The sequence below is a fragment of the Streptomyces sp. NPDC006326 genome, from assembly GCF_040612915.1.
Taxonomy (GTDB): Bacteria; Actinomycetota; Actinomycetes; order Streptomycetales; family Streptomycetaceae; genus Streptomyces.
Genome location: NZ_JBEXRC010000013.1, coordinates 1 through 26,752, shown reverse-complemented (window position 1 = coordinate 26,752; position 26,752 = coordinate 1). Strand labels below are relative to the sequence as shown.

Annotated in this window: 21 protein-coding genes and 1 pseudogene; 9 read left to right on the top strand and 13 right to left on the bottom strand. The window is 72.2% G+C overall.

Features of this window, described 5'->3' with window-relative positions; all coding sequences use genetic code 11:
* Both ABZ128_RS13060 and ABZ128_RS13055 read right to left on the bottom strand, forming a co-directional pair.
* Positions 1 to 1,386 (bottom strand): condensation domain-containing protein, encoded by a 1,386-nt coding sequence (locus tag ABZ128_RS13060; RefSeq protein WP_356848104.1) that lies wholly within the window; start codon positions 1,384 to 1,386, stop codon positions 1 to 3.
* Positions 1,383 to 2,465, bottom strand: a complete 1,083-nt coding sequence (locus tag ABZ128_RS13055; RefSeq protein ID WP_356848102.1) for a low specificity L-threonine aldolase — start codon at positions 2,463 to 2,465, stop codon at positions 1,383 to 1,385. The genes ABZ128_RS13060 and ABZ128_RS13055 overlap by 4 nt, the downstream gene beginning before the upstream one ends.
* 315 nt (positions 2,466 to 2,780) lie before the next feature.
* Between ABZ128_RS13055 and ABZ128_RS13050 the strand changes: the two genes are divergently transcribed.
* Positions 2,781 to 4,034, top strand: coding sequence for an MFS transporter (locus ABZ128_RS13050; protein WP_356848100.1), 1,254 nt, complete (start codon positions 2,781 to 2,783; stop codon positions 4,032 to 4,034).
* A 57-nt stretch (positions 4,035 to 4,091) separates the two neighbouring features.
* Here the strand turns inward: ABZ128_RS13050 and ABZ128_RS13045 are convergent, their stop codons facing one another.
* From ABZ128_RS13045 to ABZ128_RS13030, 4 genes are all read right to left on the bottom strand, one after another.
* Positions 4,092 to 4,895 (bottom strand): phosphatase PAP2 family protein, encoded by an 804-nt coding sequence (locus tag ABZ128_RS13045; RefSeq protein ID WP_356848098.1) that lies wholly within the window; start codon positions 4,893 to 4,895, stop codon positions 4,092 to 4,094.
* Positions 4,896 to 4,996: 101 nt separating this feature from the next.
* Positions 4,997 to 5,977, bottom strand: a complete 981-nt coding sequence (locus tag ABZ128_RS13040) for a YihY/virulence factor BrkB family protein (RefSeq protein WP_356848096.1) — start codon at positions 5,975 to 5,977, stop codon at positions 4,997 to 4,999.
* A 42-nt stretch (positions 5,978 to 6,019) separates the two neighbouring features.
* On the bottom strand, positions 6,020 to 7,816 hold the full coding sequence (locus ABZ128_RS13035; protein ID WP_356848095.1) for a diacylglycerol kinase family protein: 1,797 nt from the start codon (positions 7,814 to 7,816) through the stop codon (positions 6,020 to 6,022).
* 103 nt (positions 7,817 to 7,919) lie between these two features.
* Complete coding sequence (locus ABZ128_RS13030) at positions 7,920 to 8,369, bottom strand: TspO/MBR family protein (protein ID WP_356848093.1); 450 nt, start codon at positions 8,367 to 8,369, stop codon at positions 7,920 to 7,922.
* A gap of 143 nt (positions 8,370 to 8,512) precedes the next feature.
* On the opposite strand from ABZ128_RS13030, the pseudogene glgX reads away from it, so the two are divergent.
* A pseudogene (glgX, locus tag ABZ128_RS13025) lies at positions 8,513 to 10,648 on the top strand (glycogen debranching protein GlgX).
* Between the two features lie 45 nt (positions 10,649 to 10,693).
* Here the strand turns inward: glgX and ABZ128_RS13020 are convergent.
* Positions 10,694 to 11,497, bottom strand: a complete 804-nt coding sequence (locus tag ABZ128_RS13020) for a LuxR C-terminal-related transcriptional regulator (RefSeq protein WP_356848092.1) — start codon at positions 11,495 to 11,497, stop codon at positions 10,694 to 10,696.
* Positions 11,498 to 11,528: 31 nt separating this feature from the next.
* Complete coding sequence (locus tag ABZ128_RS13015) at positions 11,529 to 13,232, bottom strand: amidohydrolase (RefSeq protein ID WP_356848091.1); 1,704 nt, start codon at positions 13,230 to 13,232, stop codon at positions 11,529 to 11,531.
* Between the two features lie 370 nt (positions 13,233 to 13,602).
* On the opposite strand from ABZ128_RS13015, the gene ABZ128_RS13010 reads away from it, so the two are divergent.
* The 3 genes from ABZ128_RS13010 to ABZ128_RS13000 all read left to right on the top strand — a co-directional run bounded on the left by ABZ128_RS13010 (position 13,603) and on the right by ABZ128_RS13000 (position 18,224).
* A complete protein-coding gene (locus ABZ128_RS13010; RefSeq protein WP_356848089.1) occupies positions 13,603 to 15,135 on the top strand; it encodes an alpha/beta fold hydrolase in 1,533 nt (510 codons plus the stop codon).
* Between the two features lie 12 nt (positions 15,136 to 15,147).
* Positions 15,148 to 16,740, top strand: coding sequence for an alpha/beta fold hydrolase (locus tag ABZ128_RS13005; RefSeq protein ID WP_356848087.1), 1,593 nt, complete (start codon positions 15,148 to 15,150; stop codon positions 16,738 to 16,740).
* Between the two features lie 140 nt (positions 16,741 to 16,880).
* Entirely contained in the window at positions 16,881 to 18,224 is a 1,344-nt protein-coding gene (locus ABZ128_RS13000; RefSeq protein WP_356848085.1) for a serine/threonine-protein kinase, read from the top strand.
* Positions 18,225 to 18,252: 28 nt separating this feature from the next.
* On the opposite strand, the gene ABZ128_RS12995 is transcribed toward ABZ128_RS13000, so the two are convergent.
* The 3 genes from ABZ128_RS12995 to ABZ128_RS12985 form a co-directional block, all read right to left on the bottom strand.
* On the bottom strand, positions 18,253 to 18,747 hold the full coding sequence (locus tag ABZ128_RS12995) for a carboxymuconolactone decarboxylase family protein (protein ID WP_356848083.1): 495 nt from the start codon (positions 18,745 to 18,747) through the stop codon (positions 18,253 to 18,255).
* Between the two features lie 173 nt (positions 18,748 to 18,920).
* Positions 18,921 to 19,670 carry a ZIP family zinc transporter gene (locus ABZ128_RS12990; protein ID WP_356848082.1) on the bottom strand — a complete coding sequence of 250 codons (750 nt, stop codon included), beginning with the start codon at positions 19,668 to 19,670 and terminating at the stop codon, positions 18,921 to 18,923.
* Between the two features lie 264 nt (positions 19,671 to 19,934).
* Positions 19,935 to 20,378, bottom strand: coding sequence for a nuclear transport factor 2 family protein (locus tag ABZ128_RS12985; protein WP_356848081.1), 444 nt, complete (start codon positions 20,376 to 20,378; stop codon positions 19,935 to 19,937).
* Between the two features lie 122 nt (positions 20,379 to 20,500).
* Here ABZ128_RS12985 and ABZ128_RS12980 point away from each other — a divergent pair, with 122 nt between their 5' ends.
* Positions 20,501 to 21,073 carry a TetR/AcrR family transcriptional regulator gene (locus ABZ128_RS12980; RefSeq protein WP_356848079.1) on the top strand — a complete coding sequence of 191 codons (573 nt, stop codon included), beginning with the start codon at positions 20,501 to 20,503 and terminating at the stop codon, positions 21,071 to 21,073.
* A 21-nt stretch (positions 21,074 to 21,094) separates the two neighbouring features.
* Here ABZ128_RS12980 and ABZ128_RS12975 read toward each other — a convergent pair whose 3' ends face one another.
* Together ABZ128_RS12975 and ABZ128_RS12970 are read right to left on the bottom strand one after the other, a co-directional pair.
* The gene (locus ABZ128_RS12975) at positions 21,095 to 22,120 is read right to left on the bottom strand and encodes an alpha/beta hydrolase family protein (RefSeq protein WP_356848078.1); all 1,026 of its coding nucleotides are present in this window, start codon (positions 22,118 to 22,120) and stop codon (positions 21,095 to 21,097) included.
* Positions 22,121 to 22,440: 320 nt separating this feature from the next.
* Positions 22,441 to 22,668, bottom strand: a complete 228-nt coding sequence (locus ABZ128_RS12970; RefSeq protein ID WP_356848077.1) for a DUF5133 domain-containing protein — start codon at positions 22,666 to 22,668, stop codon at positions 22,441 to 22,443.
* Between the two features lie 523 nt (positions 22,669 to 23,191).
* Between ABZ128_RS12970 and ABZ128_RS12965 the strand changes: the two genes are divergently transcribed.
* The 3 genes from ABZ128_RS12965 to ABZ128_RS12955 all read left to right on the top strand — a co-directional run bounded on the left by ABZ128_RS12965 (position 23,192) and on the right by ABZ128_RS12955 (position 26,659).
* A complete protein-coding gene (locus ABZ128_RS12965; protein WP_356848075.1) occupies positions 23,192 to 24,226 on the top strand; it encodes an endonuclease/exonuclease/phosphatase family protein in 1,035 nt (344 codons plus the stop codon).
* A gap of 594 nt (positions 24,227 to 24,820) precedes the next feature.
* Positions 24,821 to 26,140 (top strand): serine/threonine-protein kinase, encoded by a 1,320-nt coding sequence (locus ABZ128_RS12960; RefSeq protein WP_356848074.1) that lies wholly within the window; start codon positions 24,821 to 24,823, stop codon positions 26,138 to 26,140.
* A 90-nt stretch (positions 26,141 to 26,230) separates the two neighbouring features.
* Positions 26,231 to 26,659, top strand: a complete 429-nt coding sequence (locus ABZ128_RS12955; RefSeq protein ID WP_356848072.1) for a hypothetical protein — start codon at positions 26,231 to 26,233, stop codon at positions 26,657 to 26,659.
* Positions 26,660 to 26,752 lie beyond the last annotated feature (93 nt).

Below are 26,752 nucleotides of genomic sequence, written 5' to 3'. Positions count from 1 at the left end.
TCAGGCACCCGCGTCGGCCAACGCGACGAGTGAGTGCTCCAGTTCGCGCAGGAAGGACTCCATGCCCGGCTCGGGGATGTGCCGGATGTCGCAGGTCAGGGAGAATTCGAGATGGTCCTCGCCGTCGTCGACGATGAGGTAGAAGGGCTCTTCCTCGGTGACCGGGAGCCAGGTGAACGCGGTGTCGGCCAGCAGATCCGCTGCCGGCTCGGCCCGCGGCTTCGAACCGTCCGCCGCCCCGGTGCGCCTGTCGTTGATGCAGTAGGAGAACCGCAGGGGCGTGTCCGCCCCGTCGCCCAGCTCGGCCAGCAGCCGGTCCATGCTGTCGGCGTCGCATCCCGAGTTCTGGAACGCGGTGATGGCTGCCGACCAGGACCGTTTGACGGCCTCCGGCAGATCGGCGTGCGCGAGATCCACGGAGAAGTACGTCTCCTGCATCAGCGTCGCCACCATGGAACGGCTCTCCCGGCTGAACCGCTGCGAGCTCGTCAGATGGAGATCGACGTGGTCGCTGCCGGTCATGTCCCGCAGGAGCAGGGCCGTCGCGCCGACGATGACGGCCGCCGCGCTCGTGCCGGTGAGGTCCGCGATCCGGGCGACCGCGTGATGGGCGGCGCGTGAACGGAGGGCGGCCTGCCGGTATGCCTCCTCCTCGGGCAGGTCCGCGACGGCGGGGGGCAGCGCGAGGGGTGCCCGCTCACGGAAGAGCGATGCCACGTGGCCCAGGGTCCGGTCCCGTTTGCGGATCCCGGCCGGCGATGCCTGCCATACGGCCAGGTCGGCCGACGTCATGGTGTCCTCGGGCAGCGGGGGCAGCGTCCGGCCGTCGCGGAAGTAGCGGGTCACCTCGTCGGCCAGGTGCTGGATGCCGTACCAGTCGATGGCCATGTGCGAGAACACGTACACGCCGCCCCACACCCGCCCCTCGGTGACCAGGAGCACCAGGCGCAGGGGCAGCTCGTCCGCGAAGGAGAACCGCCGGGTGGCGAAGAACGCCTTGAGCTCTTCGACGGCCTCGTCCCCGGGGGTCTGCGGCTGCGTCTCGACGAACTCGACGGGCAGGAGCCCTTGGGCGAGCACCCGCTGTACGACGCGGCCGTCCCGGTCGCGGGGGAAGACGGACCGCAGGGCTTCGTGGCGGGTGAGGAAGAACGAGAGCGCTTCGAGGCACTCGGCCTCCGTGGGGCGGGAGCCGGCGGGTACGCGGAACTCCCCGACGACGTTGTAGACGTGGTCGTGGGGCGCCGCGTTCTCGATCAGCGCCCAGATTTCCTGCTGGCTCCAGGTCAGAGCGGCCTCGGTGGCACGTCGGCCCGTGAACGGGGCGTGGCCGAGGCGCGAGGGGAGGGGCTGTCCGCTGGGCTGTCCGCTGAGGTCGGGGTTCACCGGGGCACCGTTTCCAGGGTGTGTCGGTCGGCTGTGAGTTCCTCGGCGATGGCCGCCGCGAAGGCGTCCACATCGGCGGGGGTGGTGTCGAAGGAGCACATCCAGCGGACTTCGCCCGTCCGCTCGTCCCGCACATAGAAGGGGAAGCGTTTCTGCAGACGGGCGGTCACGGCCGCCGGCAGGACGGCGAAGACCGCGTTGGTCTGCACCGCTTGCACGATCCGTACGTCCGGCAGGCCGCTCACCGCCTCCGCCAGGCGCCGCGCCATGCCGTTGGCGTGCCGCGCGTTGTCGAGCCAGAGCCCGGACTCCAGCAGGGCGATGAACTGTGCGGAGATGAAGCGCATCTTGGAGGCGAGTTGCGTGGCCGCCTTGCGCAGGAAGGCCGGCCCGCGGACGGCGTCCGGGTCCAGTACGACCAGGGCCTCGCCGAGCAACAGGCCGTTCTTGGTACCGCCGAACGACAGGACGTCCACACCGGCATCGGTGGTGAGGGCCCGCAGCGGTACGTCGAGGGCCGCGGCCGCATGGGCCAGGCGCGCCCCGTCGAGGTACACCCGCATGTCCTGCTCGTGGGCGTAGGCGCAGATGTCGGCGATCTCCTGCGGCGTGTACAGCGTGCCGAGTTCCGTGGGCTGGGTGATCGCGACGACGGTCGGCTGCGCACGGTGGACGTCGCCCCTCCCCCACGCCTGTCGTGCGATCAGCTCGGGCGTCAGCTTGCCGTCCGGAGTGGGCACGGTCAGCAGTTTGACGTGGGCGACCCGCTCGGGGGCTCCGCATTCGTCGGTGTTGACGTGGGCGCTCTCGGCGCAGATGACGGCGCCCCAGGGCTCGCTCATCGCCTGGAGGCCGACCACGTTGGCGCCGGTGCCGTTGAGTACGGGGTAGACGCTCGCCCGCTCCCCGAAGTGCTCACGGAACACCTGCTGGAGCCTGGCGGTGTAGGCATCGTCCCCATAGGCGGCCTGGTGTCCCCCGTTGGCGATGGCGAGGGCGGCCAGGATGTCCGGGTGTATTCCTGCGTAGTTGTCGCTGGCGAAGCCCCGCGCGGCGGGGTCGTGCAGTCGGGAGATCAATCCTTCGTCCTTCACTCGCGCAGCGGCCCGTTGCAGGGGGCGCCGCGGTGTCGGCTGGACCTTGGGAATGTGAGGGGATGCGAGGGGGGCGTGGGGATGGGGAAAGCTGGGGGATCGGGCGCGCAAGGCGGCCATGACCGCTGGTGGCAGCCCTGGCGGGCACCACTCCCCTTGCCTCGTCCGGTAGCAAGATCTTACGAGATGATCTAGTAATCAGCGCAAGACTTCCGGCAGACTTCCGATCAAGAAGGAATGCCTGCCGCGCCCGTCTGTCGTGCCCGGCAGGGGCTCGTAGCGCCCACAGGAAGACGGACCATGCGGAGTTCCCCGGCAAGTGCCCCGGCAAGCACCCTGCGGCGCGCCCACAGAGGAGTCGTCGCCACCTTCGCCCTCGTCGGTGTGGTGAACGGCATCCTGGCGGCCAGACTGCCGGGGCTCGCCGCCAAACTGGGCCTGGACACCGGGGACGTGGGGCTGGTCATCCTCTCCTGGGGCGTCGCGGCCACGGTGACCATGCAGTGCATGCGCTGGATCGTCGCGGCCCTGGGGAACCGGCTGCTGCTGCGCGTCGGCACACCGCTCGTCACCATCGCCGTCGGGCTCATCGCCCTCAGCACCTCGTTCCCGCTGCTGCTCGCGGCCGCTGCCGGGTTCGGGGTCGCCTCCGGCATAGCCGAGGCCATGATGAACGCGCAGGGCAGCCTGGTCGAACGCCGTGCCGGGCGACCGGTGATGAACGGATTCCATGCCGGATGGAGCGCGGGTGCGGTGGCCGGCGGGCTCCTCGCCGTCCTGCTCGCGGCTCTCGACGTCTCCTACACCGACTCGGTGTTGGGGGTCGCGGCCGTCGCCTTCCCGTTCGCCCTCGCGGTGGGCTGGACCTACCTCGACGAGCCGGTCGAAGACGAGGAGACGGAGGGCCGCCGCAAGCTTCCCGGCATCGTCTACCTGATCGGTGCGGTCGCCTTCCTGGCGCTCCTCCTTGAGGGGCTGGTGGCCGACTGGAGCGGTCTCCTCCTCACGCGCGACCTGCACACGACGGAGGCCGTCGCCGCGATCGCCTATCCGGTGTACGAACTCGCCACGTTCTCGGGGCGGCTCTTCGGCGACCGGCTGCGGGTGCGCTTCGGCAGCCGGCCGCTCCTCGCGGCCGCCGGCGCCACGACCGCACTGGGCGTGCTCCTCGTGGTGCTGGCTCCCTCCCCCGTCTGGGCCATCGCCGGATTCGCCCTGACGGGGCTGGCCGTCTGCGTCGTGGTGCCGCTGTGCATGTCCCTGGCCGGCGCCGTGGCCCCCGGCCACTCGGACGCGGCCATCGCGCAGGTGTCGGCGATCGGCTACACCGGGCTGCTCGTCGGCCCCGTGCTCATCGGCTTCGTCGCCGAGGCCACCTCGCTCCGTACCGGCATCGCCACGGCCGTCGGCTTCGCCCTGCTGATCACCGCCGCCTCGCGCCGGATGCCGCACGGGATGCCCGCCGACGTCGAGCCCGGCACGGAGCCTGCCGAGGGCCCGGCCGGGACAGCGCCGGTGCGTGACGCGGTGGGCCCCCGCACTTCCCGCGACTAGGCGCTTCCTTGCGGCGCTACGTCTGAGCGGGCGTGCCCGCCGGCCGGGCGAGGCGAGTCACCGACGCTCCGGGACGCCCACCGGCGGCTCGGGGTGTTCGGAGCGGATCTCCGGCTCCAGGCCCTGCGCGGGCGTGGTGCGGCGCCGTCCGACGTCCGCCCGCCAGGCTTCGAAGGCCACGGTCGTCGCCGTCACCACGGCCAGACCGAGCAGCCAGCCTCCCACCACGTCGCTCACCCAGTGCACGCCGAGCGCCACGCGCGTGTAGCCGACGCCCAGCACGGAGACCGCCGCGAGCACCCAGGGCAGGGGGCGAAGGCGCCGGGGCACCAGCGGCAGCAGGGCCAGCAGCAGCACCGCGCAGGACGTCGTGGCCGTCATGGCGTGCCCGGAGGGGAAGGAGAAGCCGGGCGCGTGGGACACCGGGTCGGGCAGGTGGGGCCGGGCCCGTGCGACCACGTTCTTCACCAGCAGGCCGAGCAGGCCGCCTGCCGTCGCGGTGACGGCCGCCCACAGCGCCAGCCGCACAGCACCGCGTACCAGCAGCCACACCACCAGCGCCGCCACCAGCAGCCGCATCGTCACGGGGTCCCACGCCACATGGGTCAGGAAGTCGAGGACCCGCACCCACGCGGGATGCTCCAAGGCGGCGGCGTGCAGCCGCTCGGCCGCCCCCTGGTCCAGCCGGCGCAGCGGCGTCCACTGCGCTTCGACCAGCACCAGGGCGAGCGCGAAGGGTACGGACACCAGGGCGGTCGCGGCCACCGTCGTGAGCAGCCGCGCGCCGAACCGGGCATCGGGCCCCGAACGGGCGGAGGCGAGCCGGGCGCGTGCGCGCCGGCGGGCGGGGAGTCGTGCCATGGCCGTGGTGCTTCCTTTCAGGGGTTTCTCTGTCGCGCGTGAGGACCGCCTCGCGCGCCCCGCGCCCGGGACGCGCCACACGTCCGGGCCGCGGGGCGCGTTCAGACGCCGGGATCCTCCGTGACCGGTTCGGTCACGCCTGCCCGTACGGCCTCCAGTTGGGCGGCGAAGGCCAGCCCCAGGAACAGGGCCATCGAGGTCAGGTAGGACCACAGCAGCAGGGACACGAACGCGCTGAGGGGCCCGTACACGGTGGCGAAGGAGCCGCTGGCGCCGACGTACAGGCTCAGCCCCCACGTCGCCAGCAGCCACAGCACCAGGTACACCGTCGCACCGAAGGCCAGCCAGGTGTAACCGGGCTGGGTGCGGCGGGGGGACAGGCGGAAGATGGCGCTGGTGGCGAGGATGGCCAGCACCACCCCCGAGGGCCAGCGCAGCAGGTCCCACGCGCGTACGGCGCCCGGGCCGAGGTGGTACACCTGTGCCACGGCACGGCTCAGGTGGGCGCCGAGGACGGTGACCGCGAAGCTGAGCCCGAGGGGCAGCCCGGCCAGCACGGACATGACCAGCCCGCGGGTGTACTTGTGCAGGAACGGCCGGTCGCGTTCCGTGCCGTAGATGCGGTTGGCGCCCCGCTCCACCTGGCACAGGGCGGTGGTCACGTTCACGACGGAGAACAGCAGGCCGAGCCAGAGGGCGACCTGGCTCCCGTCCCCGCCCTGGTGCCGGCTCTGCTCCAGCGCGTCGTCCACCACCTCCTGGCTCGGCCCGCTCGCCAGCCGGCGGATCGTCAGTTCCGCGACGCGGCCGATGTCCTCGGTGTGCAGTGCGCTGGACAGCCCGATGACGGCGATGGCCAGCGGGACGATCGACAGCACCGTCTGCAGGGCCAGCGCCCTGGAGTGGCTGAAGCCGTCGGCGTACCGGAACCGGATGAAGGAGTCCCTTACGAGGCTCCAGCCCCCGTGGCGCCGCAGCGCGGACAAGGCCTCCTCGGCGGACAGCTCCTCGCCCTGCACCTCCGGTGCGGCTGCCGCGGCCGCCACGTCCTCGCGCTGCGGTACCCGCGTCGCGGTTCCCATGGCCTTCACCTCCTGTCGAAGTCGTATGCCCCGTAGTGCTGTTCAGCCGCCGACGGTGTATCCGGACCGCCCGGAGGGCACCCCGGCCGTGTCCTCGGCAGCGGAAACGGCCGCGGCCGCGCCCGTACGGGCGTGCTCGGCCGGTGTCCGCGGCGGAAGCCAGATCCGCAGCGCGCCCGGTTCCACCTCGGCGCTCAGCCGCGTGCCGACGCCGATGACGTCACCGTCGAGCTCGCGCGGCTGGGGCCGGGCGAAGCGGATGTCGACGCGTACGGCACTGAAGTACTCCAGCGCTCCGCCGGCCACCCTGCCGTCCCCGCCGCCGGGACCGGCCGCCGCCCGGCCGGGCAGCATGCGCGCCGCAAGGTGTCCCGCCGCCGCGAGCCAGCCGCGAACGCCCCGCGGGTCGAGCAGCACCACCTCCAGCCGGCCGCTGTCGGGCCGGGCGTCGGGCAGCAGCGGGAGCCCGCCCTGCAGGCTGCCGACGTTGCCGATGACGACCATGCGGGCGCGGCGCTCCCGTACGGGGCCCCCGTCCAGCCGGATCGACAGGCGCATGCGGGGGTCCCCGAGGTGGCGGACGGCGGACAGCACGTACGCGGCCCAGCCGAGGCGTTCCTTCACCCGCTGGGAGGCGTCGCCGACCATGGCTGCGTCGAAGCCGGCTCCCGCCATGACGGTGAAGCGGGCGTGGCCCGGCCCGTCGCCCCCGACGCGGCCCACGTCGATCCGCGCGGGCTCCCCCGACAGGGCCGCTTCCAGCGCGGCGGCCGGGTCGGCGGGCAGCCGCAGGTTGCGCGCCAGCAGGTTGCCGGTGCCGCAGGGGACCACCGCGAGCGGGATCCCGGTGCCGGCCAGCACGTCGGCGCAGGCGCGTACGGTGCCGTCGCCACCGCAGACCACGACGAGGGCGGTGTCCCCGTCGGCGATCCGGTCGGCGAGGTCGCCGGCGGCGCGCTCGGCGGAAGTCGCCGTCCACGCCTGGTCGGCGTAGCCGTGGCGGCGCAGGACCCCGCGTACGCGTTCGGCCAGTTCCGGGCCGCAGCCGTGCGGGTGACGCACCACCACGGCCCGCCGGGGCGTCCCGTCGTGGTCGCGGGTGGTGCGGGCGGCCGGGAGCCGGCCCGCCGGGACGGCGCCGGAGGCCGGAAGCGCGAAGGGCCCGGACCGCGTCGGCAGCAGCACCGCATACGCCATGACGAGCAGGGTGCAGGTGCCGTTGAGCAGCCCGCCCACCACGTCGGACGGGTGGTGCATCCCCCGGTAGACCCGGGAGAACGCCACGGCCACCGGAATCAGGAGCAGGGCGGAGATCACGGCGTACCGCATCCACCGCCGGGCCCCGCGCGGGTGGAGCGCCACGAGGACGGCGAGGCCGCCGAAGAGGGCGACCGACGCCCCGACGTGCCCCGAGGGGAAGCTGGAGGTCGGCGGGGCGGCATCCAGCTGGGGCACGTGCGGACGCGACCGCTCCACGACCAGGGTGACCAGCAGGAAGACCGCCGACTGCGCGGCCACGGCCGCGGCCAGGAAGACCGCCTCCCGCAGCCACCGGCCCCGGGAGAAGGCCGGCATGGCCACGACGGCGAGAACGGTCAGGGCGATGATGCTCTGGGTACCGGCCAGCAGGGACAGCCACTCCGAGAACGGGCCGGCGGGGCCGCCCCGGTGCGCGGCCAGGGCGCGGTTGATGCCGTCTTCCGCCGCCAGCGGCCACTGGTCCGCGAGCGGACCGGTGACCATCAGCCCCACGCCGACCATCAGGGCCGCCTGTACCGGCAGCAGCCACAGTACGGTGAGGCTCCCCGGTGGCGCGCAAGCGCTGCGTTCAGGTCTCATTGACGCCGTGTAACCCGCCTCGGCCCGCTCATGCGTGTCCGGCCGCGATCAGCGGCCCGGCGCCGTGCGCTGTTCCTCGCCCCCGCGGACCGCTGCGGGTCCGTCAGCCGGTCCGGTTGCGGCGTACGAGTGAGGCGTTCAGGGCCGTGGCGAAGCCGCACCAGGCGGCGTACGGCACCAGGGCGGCCGCGGCCGCCCCGTCCGCGTGGGCGGTGCGCCGGATCAGGTCGGCGTTGCCGAGGTCCAGTGCCAGCGTGCCGGCGAGGCCGGCGGCGGCGCTGCGGGCCTGGAAGAACAGCCAGTTCCAGCCCGCGTTCAGGGTCAGGTTGGCCGCCAGGCTCGCGGCCAGGGCGGCCCGGCGGCCGGGCGGCGCCGCGTTCCACGCACGGCCGCCCGCCCAGGCGATGCCGGTGTACAAGGGGGTCCAGACCGCGCCGAAGACCCAGTCCGGCGGCTGCCAGGCGGGCTTGCCCAGCCGCCGGTACCAGGAGTCGTCCGGGTCGACGGCGGCGGAGCCCGCCCAGGCCGCCGCCGCCACGGCGAGGGCGGACACGGCGTAGGGCCCCCCCGGCCGCCGGCCGGGCGCGCCCCGCGCGGGACACCACCGTCGTGAGGGCCGCCGGCGCCGCGGGGGCGCGACACCCTGGACCGGCGGACCAGCAGTCCTGGGACCCTCGCCGACACTAACCTGACCATATGCGCACATGGACGGGCAAACCGTATCCCCTGGGAGCGACGTACGACGGCTCCGGAACCAACTTCGCACTGTTCTCCGAGGTCGCCGAGGGCGTGGATCTGGTTCTGCTCGACGACGACGGGCACGAGACCCGCGTACCGATGAGCGAGATCGACCGGTCCGCGTGGCACATCCACCTCCCGGACGTGGGCCCCGGCCAGCGGTACGGCTACCGCGTCAGCGGCCCCTTCGACCCGGCCGCCGGGCACCGTTGCAATCCGGCCAAGCTGCTGCTCGACCCGTACGCGACCGCCATCGACGGACAGCTCGACCACCACGAGTCGCTCTACGGCCACCGTTTCGCGGACGGCGCGGAGCCCAACACCCTGGACAGCGTGGGCCACACCATGCTGTCGGTGGTCACCGACCGCAGCTTCGACTGGGGCGGCGACCAGCCCCCGGGTCACGCGTACGCCGAGAGCGTCATCTACGAGGGCCACGTACGCGGCCTCACCCGCACCCACCCCGCCCTGCCCGAGGAACTGCGCGGCACGTACGCGGGCATCGCCCACCCCGCCCTCCTCGACCACCTCACCGGCCTCGGGGTGACCGCGCTGGAACTGATGCCGGTGCACCAGTTCGTCCAGGACGGCCACCTGGCCGAGAAGGGCCTGTCCAACTACTGAGGTTACAACACCATCGGTTTCTTCGCCCCGCACAACGCCTACGCGGCCACCGGAGGCCGCGGAGCCCAGGTCACCGAGTTCAAGCAGATGGTGAAGGCCCTGCACGCGGCAGGCATCGAGGTCATCCTCGACGTCGTCTACAACCACACCGCCGAGGGCAACGACAAGGGACCCGTGCTGGCGTTCAAGGGGATCGACAACGCGGCCTACTACCGGCTGGTCGACGACGACCGCTCGCAGTACTACGACACCACGGGCACCGGCAACAGCCTGCTGATGCGCCATCCCAACGTGCTGCAGCTGATCATGGACTCCTTGCGCTACTGGGTCCAGGAGATGCACGTCGACGGCTTCCGGTTCGACCTCGCCGCCACCCTCGCCCGCCAGTTCCACGAGGTGGACCGGCTCTCCGCCTTCTTCGACGTCATCCAGCAGGACCCGGTGATCAGCCGCGTCAAACTCATCGCCGAACCCTGGGACCTCGGCGAGGGCGGCTACCAGGTCGGCAACTTCCCGCCGCTGTGGTCGGAGTGGAACGGGCGCTACCGCGACGCCGTCCGCGACTACTGGCGCGGCACCGAGGGTGCGCTCGGCGAGTTCGCCTCCCGCATCACCGGCTCCGCCGACCTCTACGAACACGACCGGCGCCGCCCGCTCGCCAGCGTCAACTTCGTGACCGCCCACGACGGGTTCACCCTGCGCGACCTGGTCTCGTACGAGGGGAAGCGCAACGAGGAGAACGGTGAGGAGGGGCGGGACGGCGAGGACCACAACAGGTCCTGGAACTGCGGGGCGGAGGGCGAGACGGACGACCCCGGCGTCCTGGCCCTGCGGGAGCGGCAGCAGCGCAACCTGCTGACCACGCTGATCCTCTCCCAGGGCATCCCGATGATCAGCCACGGGGACGAGCTGGGCCGTACCCAGGGCGGCAACAACAACGCGTACTGCCAGGACAACCCGACCACCTGGATCGACTGGGACGTCGACGAGAGCGGGCGCCGGCTCCTCGACTTCACCTCCGGCCTCATCCGGCTGCGCCGCAACCACCCCGTGCTGCGGCGCCGGCGCTTCTTCTCCGGGCGGGCGGCCGGGCATGCGGGCCGCATGCCCGCGGACGTCGAATGGCTGCGCCCCGACGCCTCGCCGATGGAGGACGAGGACTGGACGTGGCCGAAGGCCGGCCCGCTCACCATGTTCCTCAACGGAGAGGCCATCACCGAGCCGGACCGCTACGGCAACCGGGTCACCGACGACTCCTTCCTCCTGATGTTCAACAGCTCGGACACGGCCGTCGACTTCCGCCTCCCCGGCGACCGGTTCGCGGCCCGCTGGACGCTGCTGGTCGACACCGCGACCACGGACGCCCCGGACGAGCGCGAACTGAAGGCGGGCAGCGTGCTGCGGCTGGAGTCGCACAGCACGGTGGTCCTGCGCAGCGCACGGCAGGATTCGGCGGTGGACGGCAGCTGACGGGACGGCGGTTGCCCCGACGCCCCTCGTGCAGGGGTTCGTTGGTCAGCGGGAGGCTGTGACGCCCCAGGCGGCGGCTCGGGCGGCGGCCGCCGCACGGTTGGGGAGGTCGAGCTTGGCGAGGATGTGCTCGACATGGGTGCCCACGGTGCGCGGCGTGATGTACAGCCGCTCGGCGATCTCGCGGTTGGTGCGGCCGGCGGTCAGCTCGGCCAGCACCTGGAGCTCCCGTGGCGAGAGACCGCCGGGCCGCCGCGAGCCCAGCCGACGCGCGTCCGCGGCGGCCCGGCTCGCGACGGGGTCGGCGGCGGCGGCCTCCGCCGACGGCGGGCCTCCGTGGAGGTCGACGGCCGCGGCAAGGGCCTCGGTGAGCAGGGTGAACACGGCGCGCGCCGGATCGGGCGTGCGCCGCGGCCGTCGGATGCTGACGTTCAGCATGCCGACGTACCGGCCGTCCGCGGCGAACAGGCACTGGGCCACGCCGTCCTCGATGCCGAGGGGACGCAACACCTCCTGGAAGCCCGGGGACGCCGCCAGGAGCGGCCCGGGGACGTCCCCGAGCCAGAGACCGCCCTGGGCCGGGCTGCGCAGCACGGGGAACACCGGGTCGTGGTGGAGTCGGGTCTCGATGTAGGCCGTGGCGTCGTCCGGGTAGCTCCCGGCCAGGGTGGTGTGACGCCGGCGCAGCGGATCCCACCGGGACAGGGAGGCGTGGTCGTGGTCCATCACCTCGGACAGCGCCGCCAGGACCGTGTCCACGCCGGTCGCGCCGGCCGCGGCGCTCCTGGCGGTGTCACGGACGTGGACGGCCGCGTCCAGGATGTCCGCCGTGCTCCGCTCCGTTGCCATCGTCCCAGGATGATCATGTACCGGGAGTAGGTCAATCGCGCAGGGCGTCGTGCACGACCTGTCCGTCCACGACGGTGAGGACGACGGGCAGCTGCGGGATGTCGTGGGGGTCGGCGGTGAGCAGGTCCCCGTCGAGCACGCAGAGGTCGGCGGCCTTGCCGGGCTCCAAGGAGCCCTTCCAGTCGTCGGCGAAGTCCTGCCAGGCCGCGTCGATGGTGTACGTACGGATCGCCTCGGCCAGGCCGATGCGCTGCTCGGGGCCGCTGACCCGGCCGGCGGCCTTCGACTCGCGCAGCATCATGGTGGCGACGCCCTGGCGCCAGTCCGGGTACGTGACGGGGGCGTCGGATCCGCTGGCGACCCGCACGCCGGCGTCGATGGCGTCGCGGTACGGCCATGCGTACGCGGCCCGTTCTGCGCCGACGAACGCCTCCTCCATGTCGGCGACGGTCCACTTGATGGTGGGGTTCATGTTGACGCCGAAGCCGTGTGCGGCCAGCACCTTCATGCTGTGCGCCGTGAGGAAGTCGCCGTGGATGACGTAGTGGCGGGCGTCGGGGCGCGGGTGCTCGGCCAGGGCCGCGGCGAAGGCGTCCGCGACGGTGTCGATGGCCCGGTCGCCGGTGACGTGGACGCCCAGCTGGTGTCCGGCGGCGTGGGCGTGCCGGATCATGGCGTCGATCTCGGCGGTGCGCTCGGCGTCGGTGTCTCCGCCGACGCAGAGGGAGCCGCAGCCACCGCCGACGTACGGCTGGTGCATCCAGGCGGTCTTGTTGGGGACGATGCCGTCGGCGAAGATCTTCACCCCGTGGATCGCGAGGCGGCGCGGGTCGGCGTCGCGGGACTCACCGAGGGCGGTGAGGGTGCGTGCGAACTCCTCGGCGGTGCTCGCCATTCCGGTGGGCAGGAGCAGGACCCCGACGCGGGCGGTCAGTTCACCGTCGGCCAGCAGTCGGCGGTAGACGTCGAGGGTCTCCGGGCCGAGCGCGCCCCGCATGATGCCGGCGCCGCCGGGGCCGAGCCCGGGCTCGGTGTAGCTGGTCACGCCGAGCCCGGCGAGCGTGGCGAGGGTGGACCTGATCGCGTCGGTCCGCTCCTGCAGGCCGAGCGGCGGCAGCGCGTTCTGGACCAGGGCCTGGGCCCCCTCGTGGAGCAGTCCGGTCGGCTCCCCGGCGTCGTCCACGACGATGGCCCCGCCGGGCGGGGCGACGGTGTGCCGGTCGATCCCCATGAGCTCCAGCGCCTTGGAGTTGACCCAGGTGGCGTGTCCGGAGAAGGAGTACAGGACGACGGGGTGGTCCGGGCTCACGGCGTCGAGGTCGCTCCGCGAGGGCAGCCGCGACGGATCACCGACGCACTCGTCGAGGTATCCGGTGTCCCAGCCGTGCCCCGTGATCCACTGCCCGTCCGGAACCCGCCCGGCGGCCTCCCGTACCGCCTCGGTCACGTCCGCGAGGCAGCCGACGGCGGGATGGCCGAGGTCGAGGGAGAGCGGCGGCGTCGACATGCCGAAGGCGCATCCGTGCAGATGCGAATCGTTGATGCCGGGAAGCAGCGTCGCCCCGCGCAGGTCGACGACGCGGGTGCCGGGTCCGACGAGCGGCGCGACGTCCTCACTGCCGCCGACGGCACTGATGATTCCACCGGTCACCGCCAGGGCCGAGGCGACGCTGAACTCCGCGTCGACCGTGACCACTCGCCCACCGAGAAACACCAGGTCCGCTTGTACGTCCACAGAAGGTCTGTCCTTTCAAGAGCCGGGTGCGCCACGGCCATCCGGCGATCGATCTCCCGAGGACTATGGCCAAGGCCCCGCCTCCCGCACATCGGTCATCCCACCGATGCGGGCTGCCTGGGGCAGGCTGGTGCCGGCCGCCGTGCCCGCTACCAGGCGGTTCGGCCGTCCGTGTGCGTGTGCGCACGCCGCCCGGTATCGTCCATTACGTGCGTTCCGCCCATACCGCTGCGGTGTTGTCCGCGGCAGGGCAGCAGCCACCGCTGCGGGCAAGGAGGAACGGGATCCCATGGCAGACCACGGCAGATCACGAACGGGCGCCGGACGCCGGTGTGCCCCGGGACGGCGGTCCGGTGGCGCGCTGAGCAGCGTGTCGGCCGCAGCAGCCGCGCTGGTCTTCCTGGCGGCGGCAGGCCCGGCACCGAGCAGCGCGGCGTCACCGCACGGTCGGCTCCCGGGATCGGGTGGGGCGCTTCCGGCGTCGCGGTTCGTGCCCGGCCCCTGCCCGAAGACGCCCGAGCCGGTCGCCGCCCTGAGCAAGGCGCGGTGCGGATTCCTGGAGGTCCCGGAAAACCGCGCCCGGCCCGGCGGGCGGACCATCAAGCTGGCCGTGGCGGTCATTCCCGCCGTCTCGGCGAAGCCCGCCGCCGACCCCGTGGTGTTCATGGCGGGTGGTCCCGGCGGGGACACGTTCGACGACCTGCCCTTCGTGATCGACTCCGGCCTGAACAAGGACCGTGAACTGATCGTCATGGCCCAGCGCGGGAACCGCTACGACCAGCCGGAGCTCACCTGCCCGGAGATCGACCGGTTCAACGCGAAGTCGGTCGCCTTCGGTTGGGACGCCGCCCAGGCGAAGCAGCTCATGCTGAAGGCGGTGAAGGAGTGCCGGGACCGCCTGACGGCGGACGGGACCGACCTGAGCGCCTACAACAGCGCCGAGAACGCAACCGACTTCGCCGATCTGCGCACGGCCCTCGGCATCGCGCAGTGGAACGTCTACGGGTACTCCTACGGCACCAACCTGGCCCTCACCCTGTTGCGCATGCACCCCCAGGGGATCCGCGCGGTGGCGCTGGACTCGCCCAGTCCGCCGCAGGTCACGATCCTGCCGTGGGGCTGGGGCAGCGCCCGGGAGGGGATCGGCAACATCCTTGACGCGTGCGCGGCCGAGCCCCGCTGCAAGGACCGCTACCCGGACCTGCGCACCACCCTGAACGAGCAGGTGCGCAAGCTGGAGGCCCAGCCGCTGACCATGAACGCCCGTCCGCCGAGCGGTGGGAACCCGGTGAAGGTGGTTCTCGACGGAGGCACCCTGCTGAACCTGATCGTCTCCTTCGGCGTCAAGCCGGTCGACCTCCCGGCGGCGCTCACGGAGCTCGGCCAGGGCAATCCGCAGCGCTTCGCGCAGGCCCGCGCGAAGGACTCGGTCCTGTCCCTCGGTCAGAACGCGCACGGCCTCACGCAGTCCGTGGCGTGCGCGGAGTGGGTCGCGGGCACCTCGGAGTCCGACGTGCTGAACGCGGGGCGCCGGGCCTTCCCGGGGTGGCCGGAATCGGTCCTGGCACAGGTACCGCAGTTGCCCTTCCAGTACGACGTGTGCCGGGTCTGGGGCGTCAAGGACCAGGCGGCCGAGCACCGGGTGGCCACCGTGAGCTCGGTGCCGGCGCTCGTCATCTCCGGATCCTTCGACGTGAAGACGGGGGCGGGCTACGCGAAGGACGCGTCCCGCACCCTGTCCCGCTCCACCTCCGTGCTGATTCCCGGGATCGGGCACTGGGTGGTCCCCCAGTCGCCTTGCGCGCAGGAGGTGCTGGCTTCGTTCCTCGCCCGTCCGACCGCGCCCGACACCGGTTGTGTCGCCGGTCTCTCCCCGAAACCGTTCACGATCACCCCGAAGTGACCGGGAGGACAGATGGCTTCCCACCCAGCGCACCGCCCCCGGCGCACCGTACGCCGGATCCAGGCCACTGCGGCCGGCGCGGCGACCGGGCTCCTCATCACCGGCCTGCTCGCGGCGCCCGCGCAAGCGCAGGACGACCCGGGAACGCCGACCGGAACGGCCACCGGGAAGGCGGGCGGGGCCCACTACGAGGCGGGCCCGTGCCCGAAGACGGCGGAGCCGATCGCCGAACTCAAGGGAGCCCGCTGCGGGACGCTCACCGTGCCCGAGAACCGCGCCAAGCCGAACAGCCGCACCATCAAGCTCGGCGTCGCGATCGTGCCTGCGGTGGCGGCGACGCCGAAGCCGGACCCGATCGTGTGGCTCGCCGGCGGCCCCGGCGACGACGCGGTCGGCGAGGCGAAGATGGCCGTCGACGGCGGCCTGAACCGCGACCGGGACGTGATCCTCATGTCCCAGCGGGGCGCGTACTCGGCCGATCCGGCGCTGACCTGCCGCAACATCGACGAGTTCAACGCGCGCGCGACCGGGCTCGTTTCCGGCGCGTCGTCCACCGAGCGCGAGCACGTCCAGGCCACCAAGGCCTGCCGCGACCGACTCGCGGCCGCCGGGGCCGACCTCAGCGCCTACAACGACATCGAGAGCTCCGCCGACCTCGCGGACCTGCGGACCGCGCTGGGCCTCAAGCAGTGGAACGTGTTCGGCATCTCCTACGGCACCCAGCTGGCGCTGGTCTACATGCGCCTGCACCCGGAGGGCATCCGCGCGGTCGGCATCGACGGCATCCTGCCGCCGTCCACGGCAGGGTCGGCCCTGACCTGGAGCGCCGCCAAGCAGGGCTTCGACGGCCTGTTCAAGGCCTGCGCGCAGCAGCCCGCCTGCAACCGACGCTATCCGAACCTGTCGGCCACCTTCGAACGCCTCGTCCGCGACCTCGAAGCCAAGCCGGTCACCACCACCGTCACGCTCCCCGACAGCGACAAGCAGGTGAAGGTCGTCCTCGACGGCGCAGCCCTGGTGACCTGGCTGACCTCCGCGACCCACGTGGCGCCCCAGGTACCCGCGGCCCTCGACGAGCTGGCCCACGGCAAGCCCCAGCGGATCGCCCGGCAGTACGCGGGCGGCAAGTACAGCCCCCAGGCCATCGGCAGGACGTCCCACGGTCTCGTCTACGGCGTCTTCTGCAGCGAGTGGACGCCGTACGAGACCCAGGACCAGGCGCTCAAGGGAGGCCAGGAAGCCTTCCCGACGTTCCCCCGCTCGGTGCAGGCCCAGGCCCCGCAGCTGACCTTCCTCCGTGAGGACTGCGCCGCCTGGAACGTCCCTGCCGCACCGCGCTCGATCCGGGACGCCACGAAGAGCGACATACCCACCCTGGCCCTCTCGGGAGGCTTCGACGCCCAGACCGGTGCGGCCAACGGCCCCTACGTCGCCCGCACCCTGGGCAACGCCACCGTCGTCACGATCCCCTACGAACCCCACGTGGTGTTCGCCACCTCGAAGTGCGCGCAGGAGATCACCGTCTCGTTCTTCGACACCCCGACCGCCCCGAACACCGGATGCCTCAAGGACCTCAAGCCGCCCCGGTTCGAGATCGGGCCGTGAACCAGGCCGTAAGGAGCGGCATCCGCGCGCCCGAGCGGGCGGATGCCGCGTCATTGAAGCCCGCCGCATGAGTCCGTAGCCTCGGATCCCGGCCACCTCACGCGTGATCGGACCGGCAACCGGGGGAATGGCGGGCGAGGTTGACAGCGCAGGAGCAGGCGCAGGGGCAGGCGCAGGCGCAACCGGGCCGGGCGATCGGCGGGCGCTACCGGCTCGTCGGTCCTTTGGGGTCCGGGGGCTTCGGACGGGTCTGGAGGGCGCACGACGAGGCGCTGGACGTGGAGGTGGCGGTCAAGGAGGTCTGGTTGCCGCAGCAGGCCGGCCGGGAGCACGAACAGGATGAACGGCTGGCCCGTGCGGCACGAGAGGCCCGCAACGCGGCGAAGCTGCGCGACAAGGCGCACATCGTCGCCGTCCACGACGTGGTCGTCGAAGAGGGCACCCCCTGGATCGTGATGCGCCTCGTCGAAGGGTGCTCACTGAGCGAGTACCTGCGGGTGGAGGGCAGGATGCCGGCCGCGCGCGTGACGAAGGTGGCCACCGCCCTGCTCAAGGCCCTGGAGGCGGCCCACGCGGCGGGGATCGTGCACCGTGACCTCAAGCCCGCCAACGTGATGCTGACCCTGGACGGGGACGTGCTGCTCACCGACTTCGGCATCGCCGTCCACCTGACCGACACGCGGCTCACCGTGACCGGCGGGGTCGTCGGCTCGGCCGAGTACATGGCCCCGGAGAGGCTCAACGGGGGTGAGGACCGGGGCGCCGGCGATCTCTTCTCGCTCGGCGTCACCCTGTACGAGGCGCTGGAAGGCACCTCGCCCTTCCGGCGCGACACCCCGACCGCCACGTTCGCGGCGGTGGCACTGCACGATCCCCCACCACCGCAAGGCGGCGACACCCCGCTGGCCTCGCTGATCACCGCCCTCCTCGCGAAGGGGCCCGGAGACCGGCCCACCATCGAACAAGCCCTCTCCCTGGCCGCGGCCGCCGCCCCACACAGCGGCCCGTACCACGAAGACGGCAGCGACCTGCTGCGCTGGAACGGCACCGGCTGGGACACCTACCGACGGGCCGACAGCCTGACCTGGACGCCGTACACGCCGGCCTGGTCGGGCCTGGCCGCACTCGGCTCGGCCGTCCCGGGCGGCCGGTACGCGCGGATCGGCACCACCGTCCTGTACGTCGCCGAGCTGTCCTGGGGCTCCGGAAGCAAGCTCGGTTCCGGCGAGGTCAAGGCGTCCTTGCCGCTCGCGGCGGCGGGGGTCGGCAGCACCGAGTGGGGCTGGCAGGGCACCGGCCGCTACCGCGACGGCACCCGCGGCACGTGGAAGGGGCTCACCCCCGTCATCGCGCACGGCGGCAGTGTCGCCACGGTCTTCGCGTGCCGCCCGAGGGACGGCGGCTGGGTGCCCCCCGGCCGGATCCCCTACACCTGGGCGGCCGGCGCGCACATGCGGATCCAGGGCGAGTACGAAACGGCCTGAGGTGGTCCTGAGGTGGTCCTGAGGTGGTTCAGTCCCACTGCTGGTCGGCCAGGGAGGCCACCGGGGCGGGCTTGCCGATGACCGCGAGGGCGATGAAGAAGCTGATCTGGCCGATCGCGATGGTGAGGGTGGCCAGGGCCTTCTCGTCGTAGTGCTCGGCCACCTCGGCGTACAGCTCGTCGGTGACCCGCTCCCGGCCGTGCGGGGCCGGTTGCAGGGTGGCCTCCACCAGGGCGAGGGCGGCGCGCTCGGCGCCGGTGAAGTACGGGGCGTCCTGCCAGGAGGCGACGGCGGTGATGCGCTCCTCGGTCTCCCCGAGCTTGCGGAGGAAGCTGGTGTTCAGGATCGTCAGGTAGGTGTTCCCGACGATCTGGCCGGCCCGCAGGTGCACCAGGCTGACGGTGGTACGCGGCACCGAGCGGTTGCCCGTGGCCCGGAAGAGGGCGGCGCTGACGTCCGCCAGCTCCGGTACGAACGCGCCCGGGTTCGGCATGCGGGAGATCGAGGTGGTGGTGTCGGTCATGGCTGGAGCTCCTTCGTGTCTGCCTGGTCGGCGTTCTCACAGCACTGACGGATGGGGCGGCGCAGGTGTGACAGGAAGCAGAGGGTTTTTTCGCCGGCCCTCCCACCGTGCGGGGCGCCGGCGTCCTGGGCGCCGTTCGCACCACCAGCCGAATCCCCACCGGCTCCAGGACCTCAGAGGTGGGACAGGACGAAGGCGGCGAGGAAGCCCAGAACCGTGGTGAGGCCGGCGAGGAGGTGCGCCTTCTCGAATGCCTCCGGGATCATGGTGTCCGCGATCATCGCGAGGATCGCCCCGGCGGCCACCGCCGTGATCGCGGCCATCCACGTACCGGAAGCACCGCCGAGGAACGCGTAACCGGCCAGCGCGGCGAGCCCCGACACCACTGCGATGGCCGCCCACAAGGTGAAGACGTACGTGCGGCTGCGACCCGCGCGCTGCATTCCCGACGCACTGGCCATCCCTTCCGGGACGTTGCTGATGAAGACGGCGGCGACCGTGGCCATGCCGATGCTCCCCCCGCCCAGCAGGCTGGTGCCGATGACCACCGACTCGGGGATTCCGTCGAGCAGTGCGCCCAGGGCGATCGCGTTGCCCGAACCGGGCTGCTCCTCTTCGGAGGGCTGGCGTGCGTCCGAGCGCTTGCGGTGCCGGGCGCCGCGCCGGGACAGGAACACGTTGGCGAGGGAGTACGCGGTCGCCCCGGCCACCGCCCCGGCGGCAGTCGGCAGGACACCCCCCTGGTCGTACGCCTTTTCCACGAGTTCGAAGGACACGGCCGAGATCAGCACTCCGCTGCCGAAGGCCATGATGAGCGCGATCCACTGGGCGGGAACCCGGAACAAGGACCCGACCGCCGCACCCACCAGCAGGGCCGCCCCCGCGCACAGCCCCCACCCTCCCGCCACCAGTGCTCCTGCCATGACCTGTCCGTCCCTTCGTCTCACTGACCTTCACGCAGCCCCTGCCCCGGGAACGGGCCTTGACGCAGCCGGTCGGAGGCAGCGGACGGGCGCGCCGGAGAGCGGCCGCCGCCGAAGGGAACACTTGCGCCGCGGGTGGGCACGACAGGGTTGTAGCCGGGCCCCTGCGGACACCGACAGGGGTTGAGCCGTTCCCTCACCCGCCCGGGCGGGGAAGTTCACCGGCACGGCACGGCCTCCCCACCCGGGAGTACCGCGCCGGCGCTACTCTCGTTCTTCCAGTGCCGTCACCAGTTCGGGCAGACGGCCACTGGCCACCGCGAGGGCCAGGTGGTCGTGGTAGTCCCTACTGCCGACGATCAGGCCGTCACGGACCCGCAGCACCTGGACGTTGGCGGACTCGAAGGTCTTGCCGGTCACCCGGTGGTGCACGCGGTAGTCGAACTCGGCGACGACCACCTCCGCGTCGTCCGTCTCCCGGACGACCACGTTCAGCGGGGTCAGCTCCACCGGCGAATGTGCCGCGACCTGCGCGAACCGCTCCTTGAGCACGGCCCGCCCCTCGAACCGGCGGGGACCGACCGGCTCGAAAACCGTCTCCACCACCGCGTCCTCGGCGTAGAGCTCGGCCAGCTCCGTGTACCGCCCCGCGGCGATGCCCTCGATCAGCTTCTGGAAGACCTCGCGTGGTGACAGCGTTCCGGACATGATCAACCTCCAGTGGGACGCACGGCTAGAATCGGACCAGGGACTCCGGTTTCACGATACGGACTGACAACTCCGGTTGTCCAGGGGCGACTTCGCCCTTGACGGGAAGGGACGGTAGAGGGATGGGTGGCGCCAAGGGGCGCGCATTGCGGGCGGACGCGGCCCGCAACCGGGCCAGGCTGCTCGACGTCGCCACGGAGGTGTTCACCACCTCCGGCGTGGACGTGCCGACCGAGCAGATCGCCCGGGCCGCCGGCGTCGGAGTCGGTACGCTCTTCCGGCACTTCCCGACGAAGGAGGCGTTGCTGGCGGCCGTGATGGTGCGCAGGCTGGAGGCGATCGCAGCCCGGATCGCGCAGCTGGCGGCCGAGGCCGGACCCGCCGAGGCCTTCTTCGCGTGCTTCCGCCTGATCGTGGAGAAGTCCCTGGGCAAGGGCGAGTTCACCCGGGCTCTCGCCGCAGCCGGGGTGGACGCACACGCGTCCTTGCAGGAGCCGTCCATGGAGATCCGGACGCGTCTGACCGAGCTGCTGGCCGGGGCGCAACGGGCGGGTGCCGTCCGACCGGAGCTGGGCATGCCGGAGCTCATCGCCCTTCTGGCCGGCACCGGCAATGCGCTGGAACAGCTCGGGGCGGATCCGGCGCCCCGGGAGCTGATCTTCAAGGTGGTGTTCGACGGACTGCGGCCCCGCTGAACCCGCAACGAGGGCCGCCGGTCAGCCGAGCTGCCGTCCGACGAAGGCCAGCATCGGCTCCGCCGCGACGCTCCAGTAGGACCAGCCGTGGCCGCCCGGCTGCAGGAGCACGTCGGCGCCCACGCCGCGGGCCGAGAACGCGGTGTGCAGGTCCTCGGTCCCCGGCAGGTAGTTGACGTCCTCGGTGCCGCAGCCGAGGTGGTAGCGGGTGCGGCGCAGCCGGTCGGGCGCGGTGCGCCGGATGGTGGCGGCCAGGTTGTACTCCTTGGACCGGTCCGTCAGCCGGGCGGAGCCGGCCAGGTCCCGGCCGAAGGCATGACCGAAGAAGCGGTTCCACTCCCCCATCGGCATCGCGCGGTACCCCTCGGCGGTGAAGTGCGCCGTACTCAGCCCGGCGGCGGCGCCGAACAGGCCCGGGTACCGCAGGGCGTACATCAGCGCGCCGTATCCGCCCATGGAGAGTCCTGCGACGGCCCTCTTCTCAGCCCGGCCGCCGAGCCCGTGGGCCTGTTCGACGGCCGGGAGGAACTCCTCGATGAACATGTCCTCGTAACGCAGGGCGCCACCGCCGGATCCTGCGTCGTTGATGTAGAACGTCTCTTCCTGGCCTCCCCCCGGTCTGCCGGGGTCGCGCCTCGCGTCCGGCATGACCAGGGCGCACGACGGGATCCGGCCCGCCACGACGGCCCGGTCCAGGGTCGGCACGATGCCGCCCTTGACGACCCAGTCGGTGTGGTTCCCGCTCGCTCCGTGCAGCAGGAAGAGAACGGGGATCCTGCCGCCCGGCACGCCGCTCCCGGGTGCGGTGCCGGCCCCGGCGGGCAGGTAGAGGCTGTACGGGACGTCCCGGCCGAGCAGCCGGCTGCGTACGGCCAGGTCGGTACGCAGCGTGCCGGCACCGGAGGTGGACGAAGCGGGCGGGGCGGAGGACGGCGCCGGCCCCGGCGCCCCGGGGCGGCCCCGCAGCATGAGGGCCGCGGACACGGCCGCGAACGATCCACCGGCCCCGGCCACGAGCAGGGAACGGCGCGCGGGACGTTTCACCATGGTTCCCTCACCGTCGGCCCCGGAGGTTCGCCACGCACATGACACGCACGGCGGGGGCCCCGAGGCAAGCAGCCGCACCGGAGTACGTGCCGAGGTCATCCCTGTGGGGCCACCGGCTGCGGACCACCGCCGTCGACGAGGCGTTCACAGTGGGTCGGCATGTGGTCGCTGAGATCCCCGAAGTCCGCTTCGGGGAAGTCGAGCGCCCGCAGTTGGTCCTCGGCACGTCCCGGCTCCGCAAACCCGGCTTTCGGACACGCCCCCGGAGGGGTGCCCAGCCGGCCGTACCGAGGCCCGCACCGTGGGACGGGCACGGGCAGTCAGTTCACGAGGAGGGGCTCGTCCTTGGCGCGGTTGCCCGGGTGCCGGCTGCGGACCGCGAGGAGCGCACTGTCGAAGTCCTTTGTGCCGGTGAAGGTGCAGAGCGTGCGGGCGATGTCGTCCATCCGCTGCCGGACCTCGCTGCTCCCGCCTTCGGCGTACATCACCCTCAGCCTTTCGTAGCGTTCGAGAAGGCTGTTCAGCACAGCGGGGCGGCCAGTCAGCACGGCAGTCTCCTCTTCGGTCCCGGAAGGCGGCTCTCGCCCCGGTGGAACCGCGAATACCCCCCGCCTCCCCCTTCATGCGACCGGACCCCGCCCGCCGCCCCACCTGGCACACCCGGTCACGGGTTCCGGAGCGTAGGCCGTGACCAGTGCGCGTCGCGGGCGCCGCACTCCGGCCGCAACCCGAGCTCGACGTCCAGTTCCTGCCAGCGGCACGTCTCCGTGCTTGCCGGGGCTGGCGTGCAGCGTCTTCTCGGCCGAGGCCAAGGCGTCGAACAGGGCAGGCCAGGCCGTGGTCCCGCTGCACCATCTGGTCGTCCCGCTGGCCAGGAACTGCACCGGTACGGTGATCCGCCGGCGTCCTCGGCCAGCCCGTGCACTCCCAGCAGGCCCAGCACCGCGGCGCGCGGATGCGCGGCTCGGCGGCGATGAGCGGAACACCGACGGCGGGTCCCGGCCGACGGTGTGACAGCCGGCGAAACACCGGGCCACTTCCCTCACGGTATGTAATCAATATCGTTACGTTGTGTACCCATCCACCGAACGAGCCCTGGAGGCACCCGTGACGCAGATCCGGATCGCCACGTTCAACCTGGAGAACTTCGACGAGACCGCGCCGACCGCGCATCCCACCCTGGATCAGCGCATCAAGCTGATGAAACCGCAGATCAGACGGCTGCGCGCCGACATCGCCTGCTTCCAGGAAGTCCACGGGCAAGAGCGCCCCGGCCAGCCGCGCGCCCTGCTGGCGCTCAAAGAGCTGCTCACCGGGACCAACCTGGACGGCGCCTCCCTGGTCAGCACCAAGCCCGACGACGACGCCGTCTTCGATTTCCGCAACCTGGTCATCGCCACGCACCTGCCGGTCATCAAGCACCAGCAGTTGAAGAACGACCTGGTCGCCGAGCCCCGTTACCAGCGGCTCACCGCCGCACCCCCCGACACGGCGCCGGTGCCGATCGTGATCGAGCGGCCCATCCTGCACGCGCAGATCGACATCGACCACGCAGAACCCGGCCGCCTGCTGCACATCATCACCGTGCACCTGAAATCGAAGATCCCCAGCGAGATCCCCGGCCAGGTGATCGACCCCAAGAAGGGCAACTGGCGTACCGCCGACTCCTGGGCCGAAGGCAGCTTCCTGTCGTCGATGAAGCGCATGAGCCAGGCCCTGGAAGTGCGGCGCCTGGTCGACCAGATCCTGGACGACGACCCCGAGGCACGCATCATCGTCGCCGGCGACTTCAACGCCGAGCCCGAGGAGGTTCCGGTCCTGGCGATCTGCGGCAACGTCGAGGACACCAACAACGGCGACCTCGCCCCGCGCGTCCTGGTCCCCATCGAGCACACCATCCCGAACGACGCGCGCTACACCCTCTTCCACCACGGCCGCGGCCAGATGATCGACCACATGCTCGTCACCCGTAACCTCCTGGCCCACTACCGCGGCTCGGAAATCCACAACGAACTCCTCCACGACGACTCGCTCGCCTTCGCGACCGACGAGAAGTACCCGGAGTCCGACCACGCCCCCGTCGTCGCCACCTTCGACTTCGACTGAGCCCCGTGCGAGCGGGGGCCGAGCAGTGGCCGAGGGAGCGGTGCCGTTCGCATCTCCGTCGATGTCGGGGCCCGGGCCCTGACATGATGATCTGCATGACTGCATACCGAAAGGCCGATGCCGCGTAGCCGGCCCGGCGCCCTGCGCGCCCCCCAGCCAGGTCCTCGCGCCTGGAACAGCCCGCCCCCGGATCGGATCCACGGCCTCTCCGCTCGCACGAGCCTCGCGATACATCGAGTGGAGGGGTTGTCCGGCGACTACTACGTCTACCCCGGTGCCACCGGCCCGCGCGCTGCGGCGGTACCAGGCTGGCGCACGCTGCCGGATCCCTTCGCCGCGCGCCGCCAATGGCACCCCGGGCACTGGTGGTGGCTCCGCCTCGCAGGCCGCCGGGAAGTCGGGTGACGGCCCGGTCCGGCATCCGAAGGAGCCGGACCGGGGCATCCCGGGGCGGGCCGGCCTGCCGAGCGCTCCGTACAGCGCTCCCGGGACGAGCCGTGTCCACCCAGTAAAGTGACTGCCGCCAGGTCGAGTTGAGCGGGACGGCAGGAACGGAACCGCGGGTACGGATCTGCATCGAGGCGGGGGGCCGCAATGAGCAGTACGCAACCGGGTCAGATGGTCGGCGGACGCTACCGGCTGGTCACCGACCTCGGTTCGGGTGGTTTCGGACGGGTCTGGAAGGCCCACGACGAGACCCTCCGCATCGACGTGGCCGTCAAGGAGCTCTGGCTGCCGCCGGCACTCTCCGAGACCGAGCAGGCCGGACGTCTGGCGCGCGCCGCCCGCGAGGCGCGCAATGCGGCCCGGCTGCGTGACCACGCCCATGTCGTCGCCGTACACGACGTCGTCGTCGACGGCCACCTCCCGTGGATCGTCATGCAGCTGGTCGACGGCTGCTCGCTCGCCGAACACCTGGCCGCGCAGGGGCGGCTGTCGCCGGAAGAAACCGAACGAGTCGCGCGGGCACTCCTGCGGGCGCTCGGCGCGGCGCACGAGGCGGGCATCGTGCACCGCGACATCAAGCCGGCGAACGTCATGCTCACCAAGAGCGGCGACGTCCTCCTCACCGACTTCGGCATCGCGGTCCACCCGTCGGACACGGCGCTGACCACGAGCGGGGCGCTCATCGGCTCGGTGGAGTACATGGCTCCCGAGCGGGCCCGCGGCACCGACGGGCTCCCGGAGAGCGACCTGTTCTCGCTCGGGGTGACGCTGTACCAGGCCGTGGAGGGCCTCTCACCGTTCCGCCGCGGCACGCCCACCGGCTGCCTGACGGCGGTGTTGTTCGAAGAGCCCCCGCCGGCCGGGCACGCCGGCCACCTCGCCCCCCTCATCACGGCGCTCCTCGACAAGGACCCGAACGGGCGACCGGACATCCCGGAGGCGCTGGCCCTGCTCGGGGCGCCGAAAGCGACCCAGCGGACCGCCCGGATCGTCGCCCCGGCCCCCCTGGGCCTGCCCGAGTCCAGGTCAGACCCTGAGCCACCGGTCGGCGCCCAGGCAACGACCGCGGTCTCGTACGAGAGGACAAGGGTGATCGGGATCGGCTTGCTCGTCGTACTCCTGGTGGGCGTCGCGGTGCTCACGCTGACCCGCAACTGGCCGTCAGCCGGCCGCGCCGCAGACAAGAAGCTCTGCGACAGGGCGTTCCAGGACATTGCGGCGTTCCAGCGGAGCTACCCGTCCTACACCGGGCAGTCGAGCGACGGCTCGGCGGCGCAGACCGCCGCCGACCGGCTGTCGGCCGACCTGCACGTCAAGCAGAACAAGGCGAGCGACCGGAACGTACGCGTTGCGCTCGGCAACTACGCGGTCGTGGCCAATGCCAAGGTCGGCGCCGCCTCCCGCTCCCAGATGTACGGCTACCTCCGCTCGGCATGCAAGGGCGTCGGCAGCACACCCCCGGCGTAGTCCCGGGAGAACGAGACGAGTTGGCCCCTGGTCCGTCACAGGATCGTCACACCCCTCCTGCCGGGCCGACGCGGCGGTGAGCATGGCCGGATGCGGAAACCCAACGCCATCCACATCGCAGCCGTCGTCGTCGCCGGCGGGCTCCTCGCCGTGACGGCCTGCACGGCGAAGTCATCGGACGCCGGTACGGACAAGCCCGCGTCCGCCACACCGTCGGCCGGCTCGCCGCAGCCCAGTGGCACGAGTTCCGGGGGAGCAACACCCTCGGCCTGGTCAGGCGCTTACATGCCGAAGCTGGTCAGCACGTCGCTGAAGCACGCGCGGGAGGCACTGCCGCCCGGAACCGCCGTCGAGGTGAAGGACCTGAGTCCCCAGGGCCGCACCCCTTCGACAGAAGCCGAAGCCGACTGGCGCGTCTGCTTCCAGTCCCCGCCCGCCTCCATTCCGCTGGACGCCAGTCATCCCGTGACGCTCTCGGTCCTCAAGTCCGACGAGAACTGCCTCCAGCCGCCGGGCTGAGGTGCGTCCACGGCGATGGCGCGGCCATCGCCGTGACGCTCTCGGTCGCTGCCGCTCGGCGGAGTACCCCGCCCACGACCTCCTCGCTCCCGG

Excerpts from the sequence above, each read along its gene's own strand:
- ABZ128_RS13050 (WP_356848100.1), top strand. The coding sequence starts at position 2,781 with ATGCGGAGTTCCCCGGCAAGTGCCCCGGCAAGCACCCTGCGGCGCGCC.
- ABZ128_RS13045 (WP_356848098.1), bottom strand. The coding sequence starts at position 4,895 with ATGGCACGACTCCCCGCCCGCCGGCGCGCACGCGCCCGGCTCGCCTCC.
- ABZ128_RS13040 (WP_356848096.1), bottom strand. The coding sequence starts at position 5,977 with ATGGGAACCGCGACGCGGGTACCGCAGCGCGAGGACGTGGCGGCCGCG.
- ABZ128_RS13035 (WP_356848095.1), bottom strand. The coding sequence starts at position 7,816 with ATGAGACCTGAACGCAGCGCTTGCGCGCCACCGGGGAGCCTCACCGTA.
- ABZ128_RS13020 (WP_356848092.1), bottom strand. The coding sequence starts at position 11,497 with ATGGCAACGGAGCGGAGCACGGCGGACATCCTGGACGCGGCCGTCCAC.
- ABZ128_RS13005 (WP_356848087.1), top strand. The coding sequence starts at position 15,148 with ATGGCTTCCCACCCAGCGCACCGCCCCCGGCGCACCGTACGCCGGATC.
- ABZ128_RS12995 (WP_356848083.1), bottom strand. The coding sequence starts at position 18,747 with ATGACCGACACCACCACCTCGATCTCCCGCATGCCGAACCCGGGCGCG.
- ABZ128_RS12990 (WP_356848082.1), bottom strand. The coding sequence starts at position 19,670 with ATGGCAGGAGCACTGGTGGCGGGAGGGTGGGGGCTGTGCGCGGGGGCG.
- ABZ128_RS12985 (WP_356848081.1), bottom strand. The coding sequence starts at position 20,378 with ATGTCCGGAACGCTGTCACCACGCGAGGTCTTCCAGAAGCTGATCGAG.
- ABZ128_RS12980 (WP_356848079.1), top strand. The coding sequence starts at position 20,501 with ATGGGTGGCGCCAAGGGGCGCGCATTGCGGGCGGACGCGGCCCGCAAC.
- ABZ128_RS12975 (WP_356848078.1), bottom strand. The coding sequence starts at position 22,120 with ATGGTGAAACGTCCCGCGCGCCGTTCCCTGCTCGTGGCCGGGGCCGGT.
- ABZ128_RS12960 (WP_356848074.1), top strand. The coding sequence starts at position 24,821 with ATGAGCAGTACGCAACCGGGTCAGATGGTCGGCGGACGCTACCGGCTG.
- ABZ128_RS12955 (WP_356848072.1), top strand. The coding sequence starts at position 26,231 with ATGCGGAAACCCAACGCCATCCACATCGCAGCCGTCGTCGTCGCCGGC.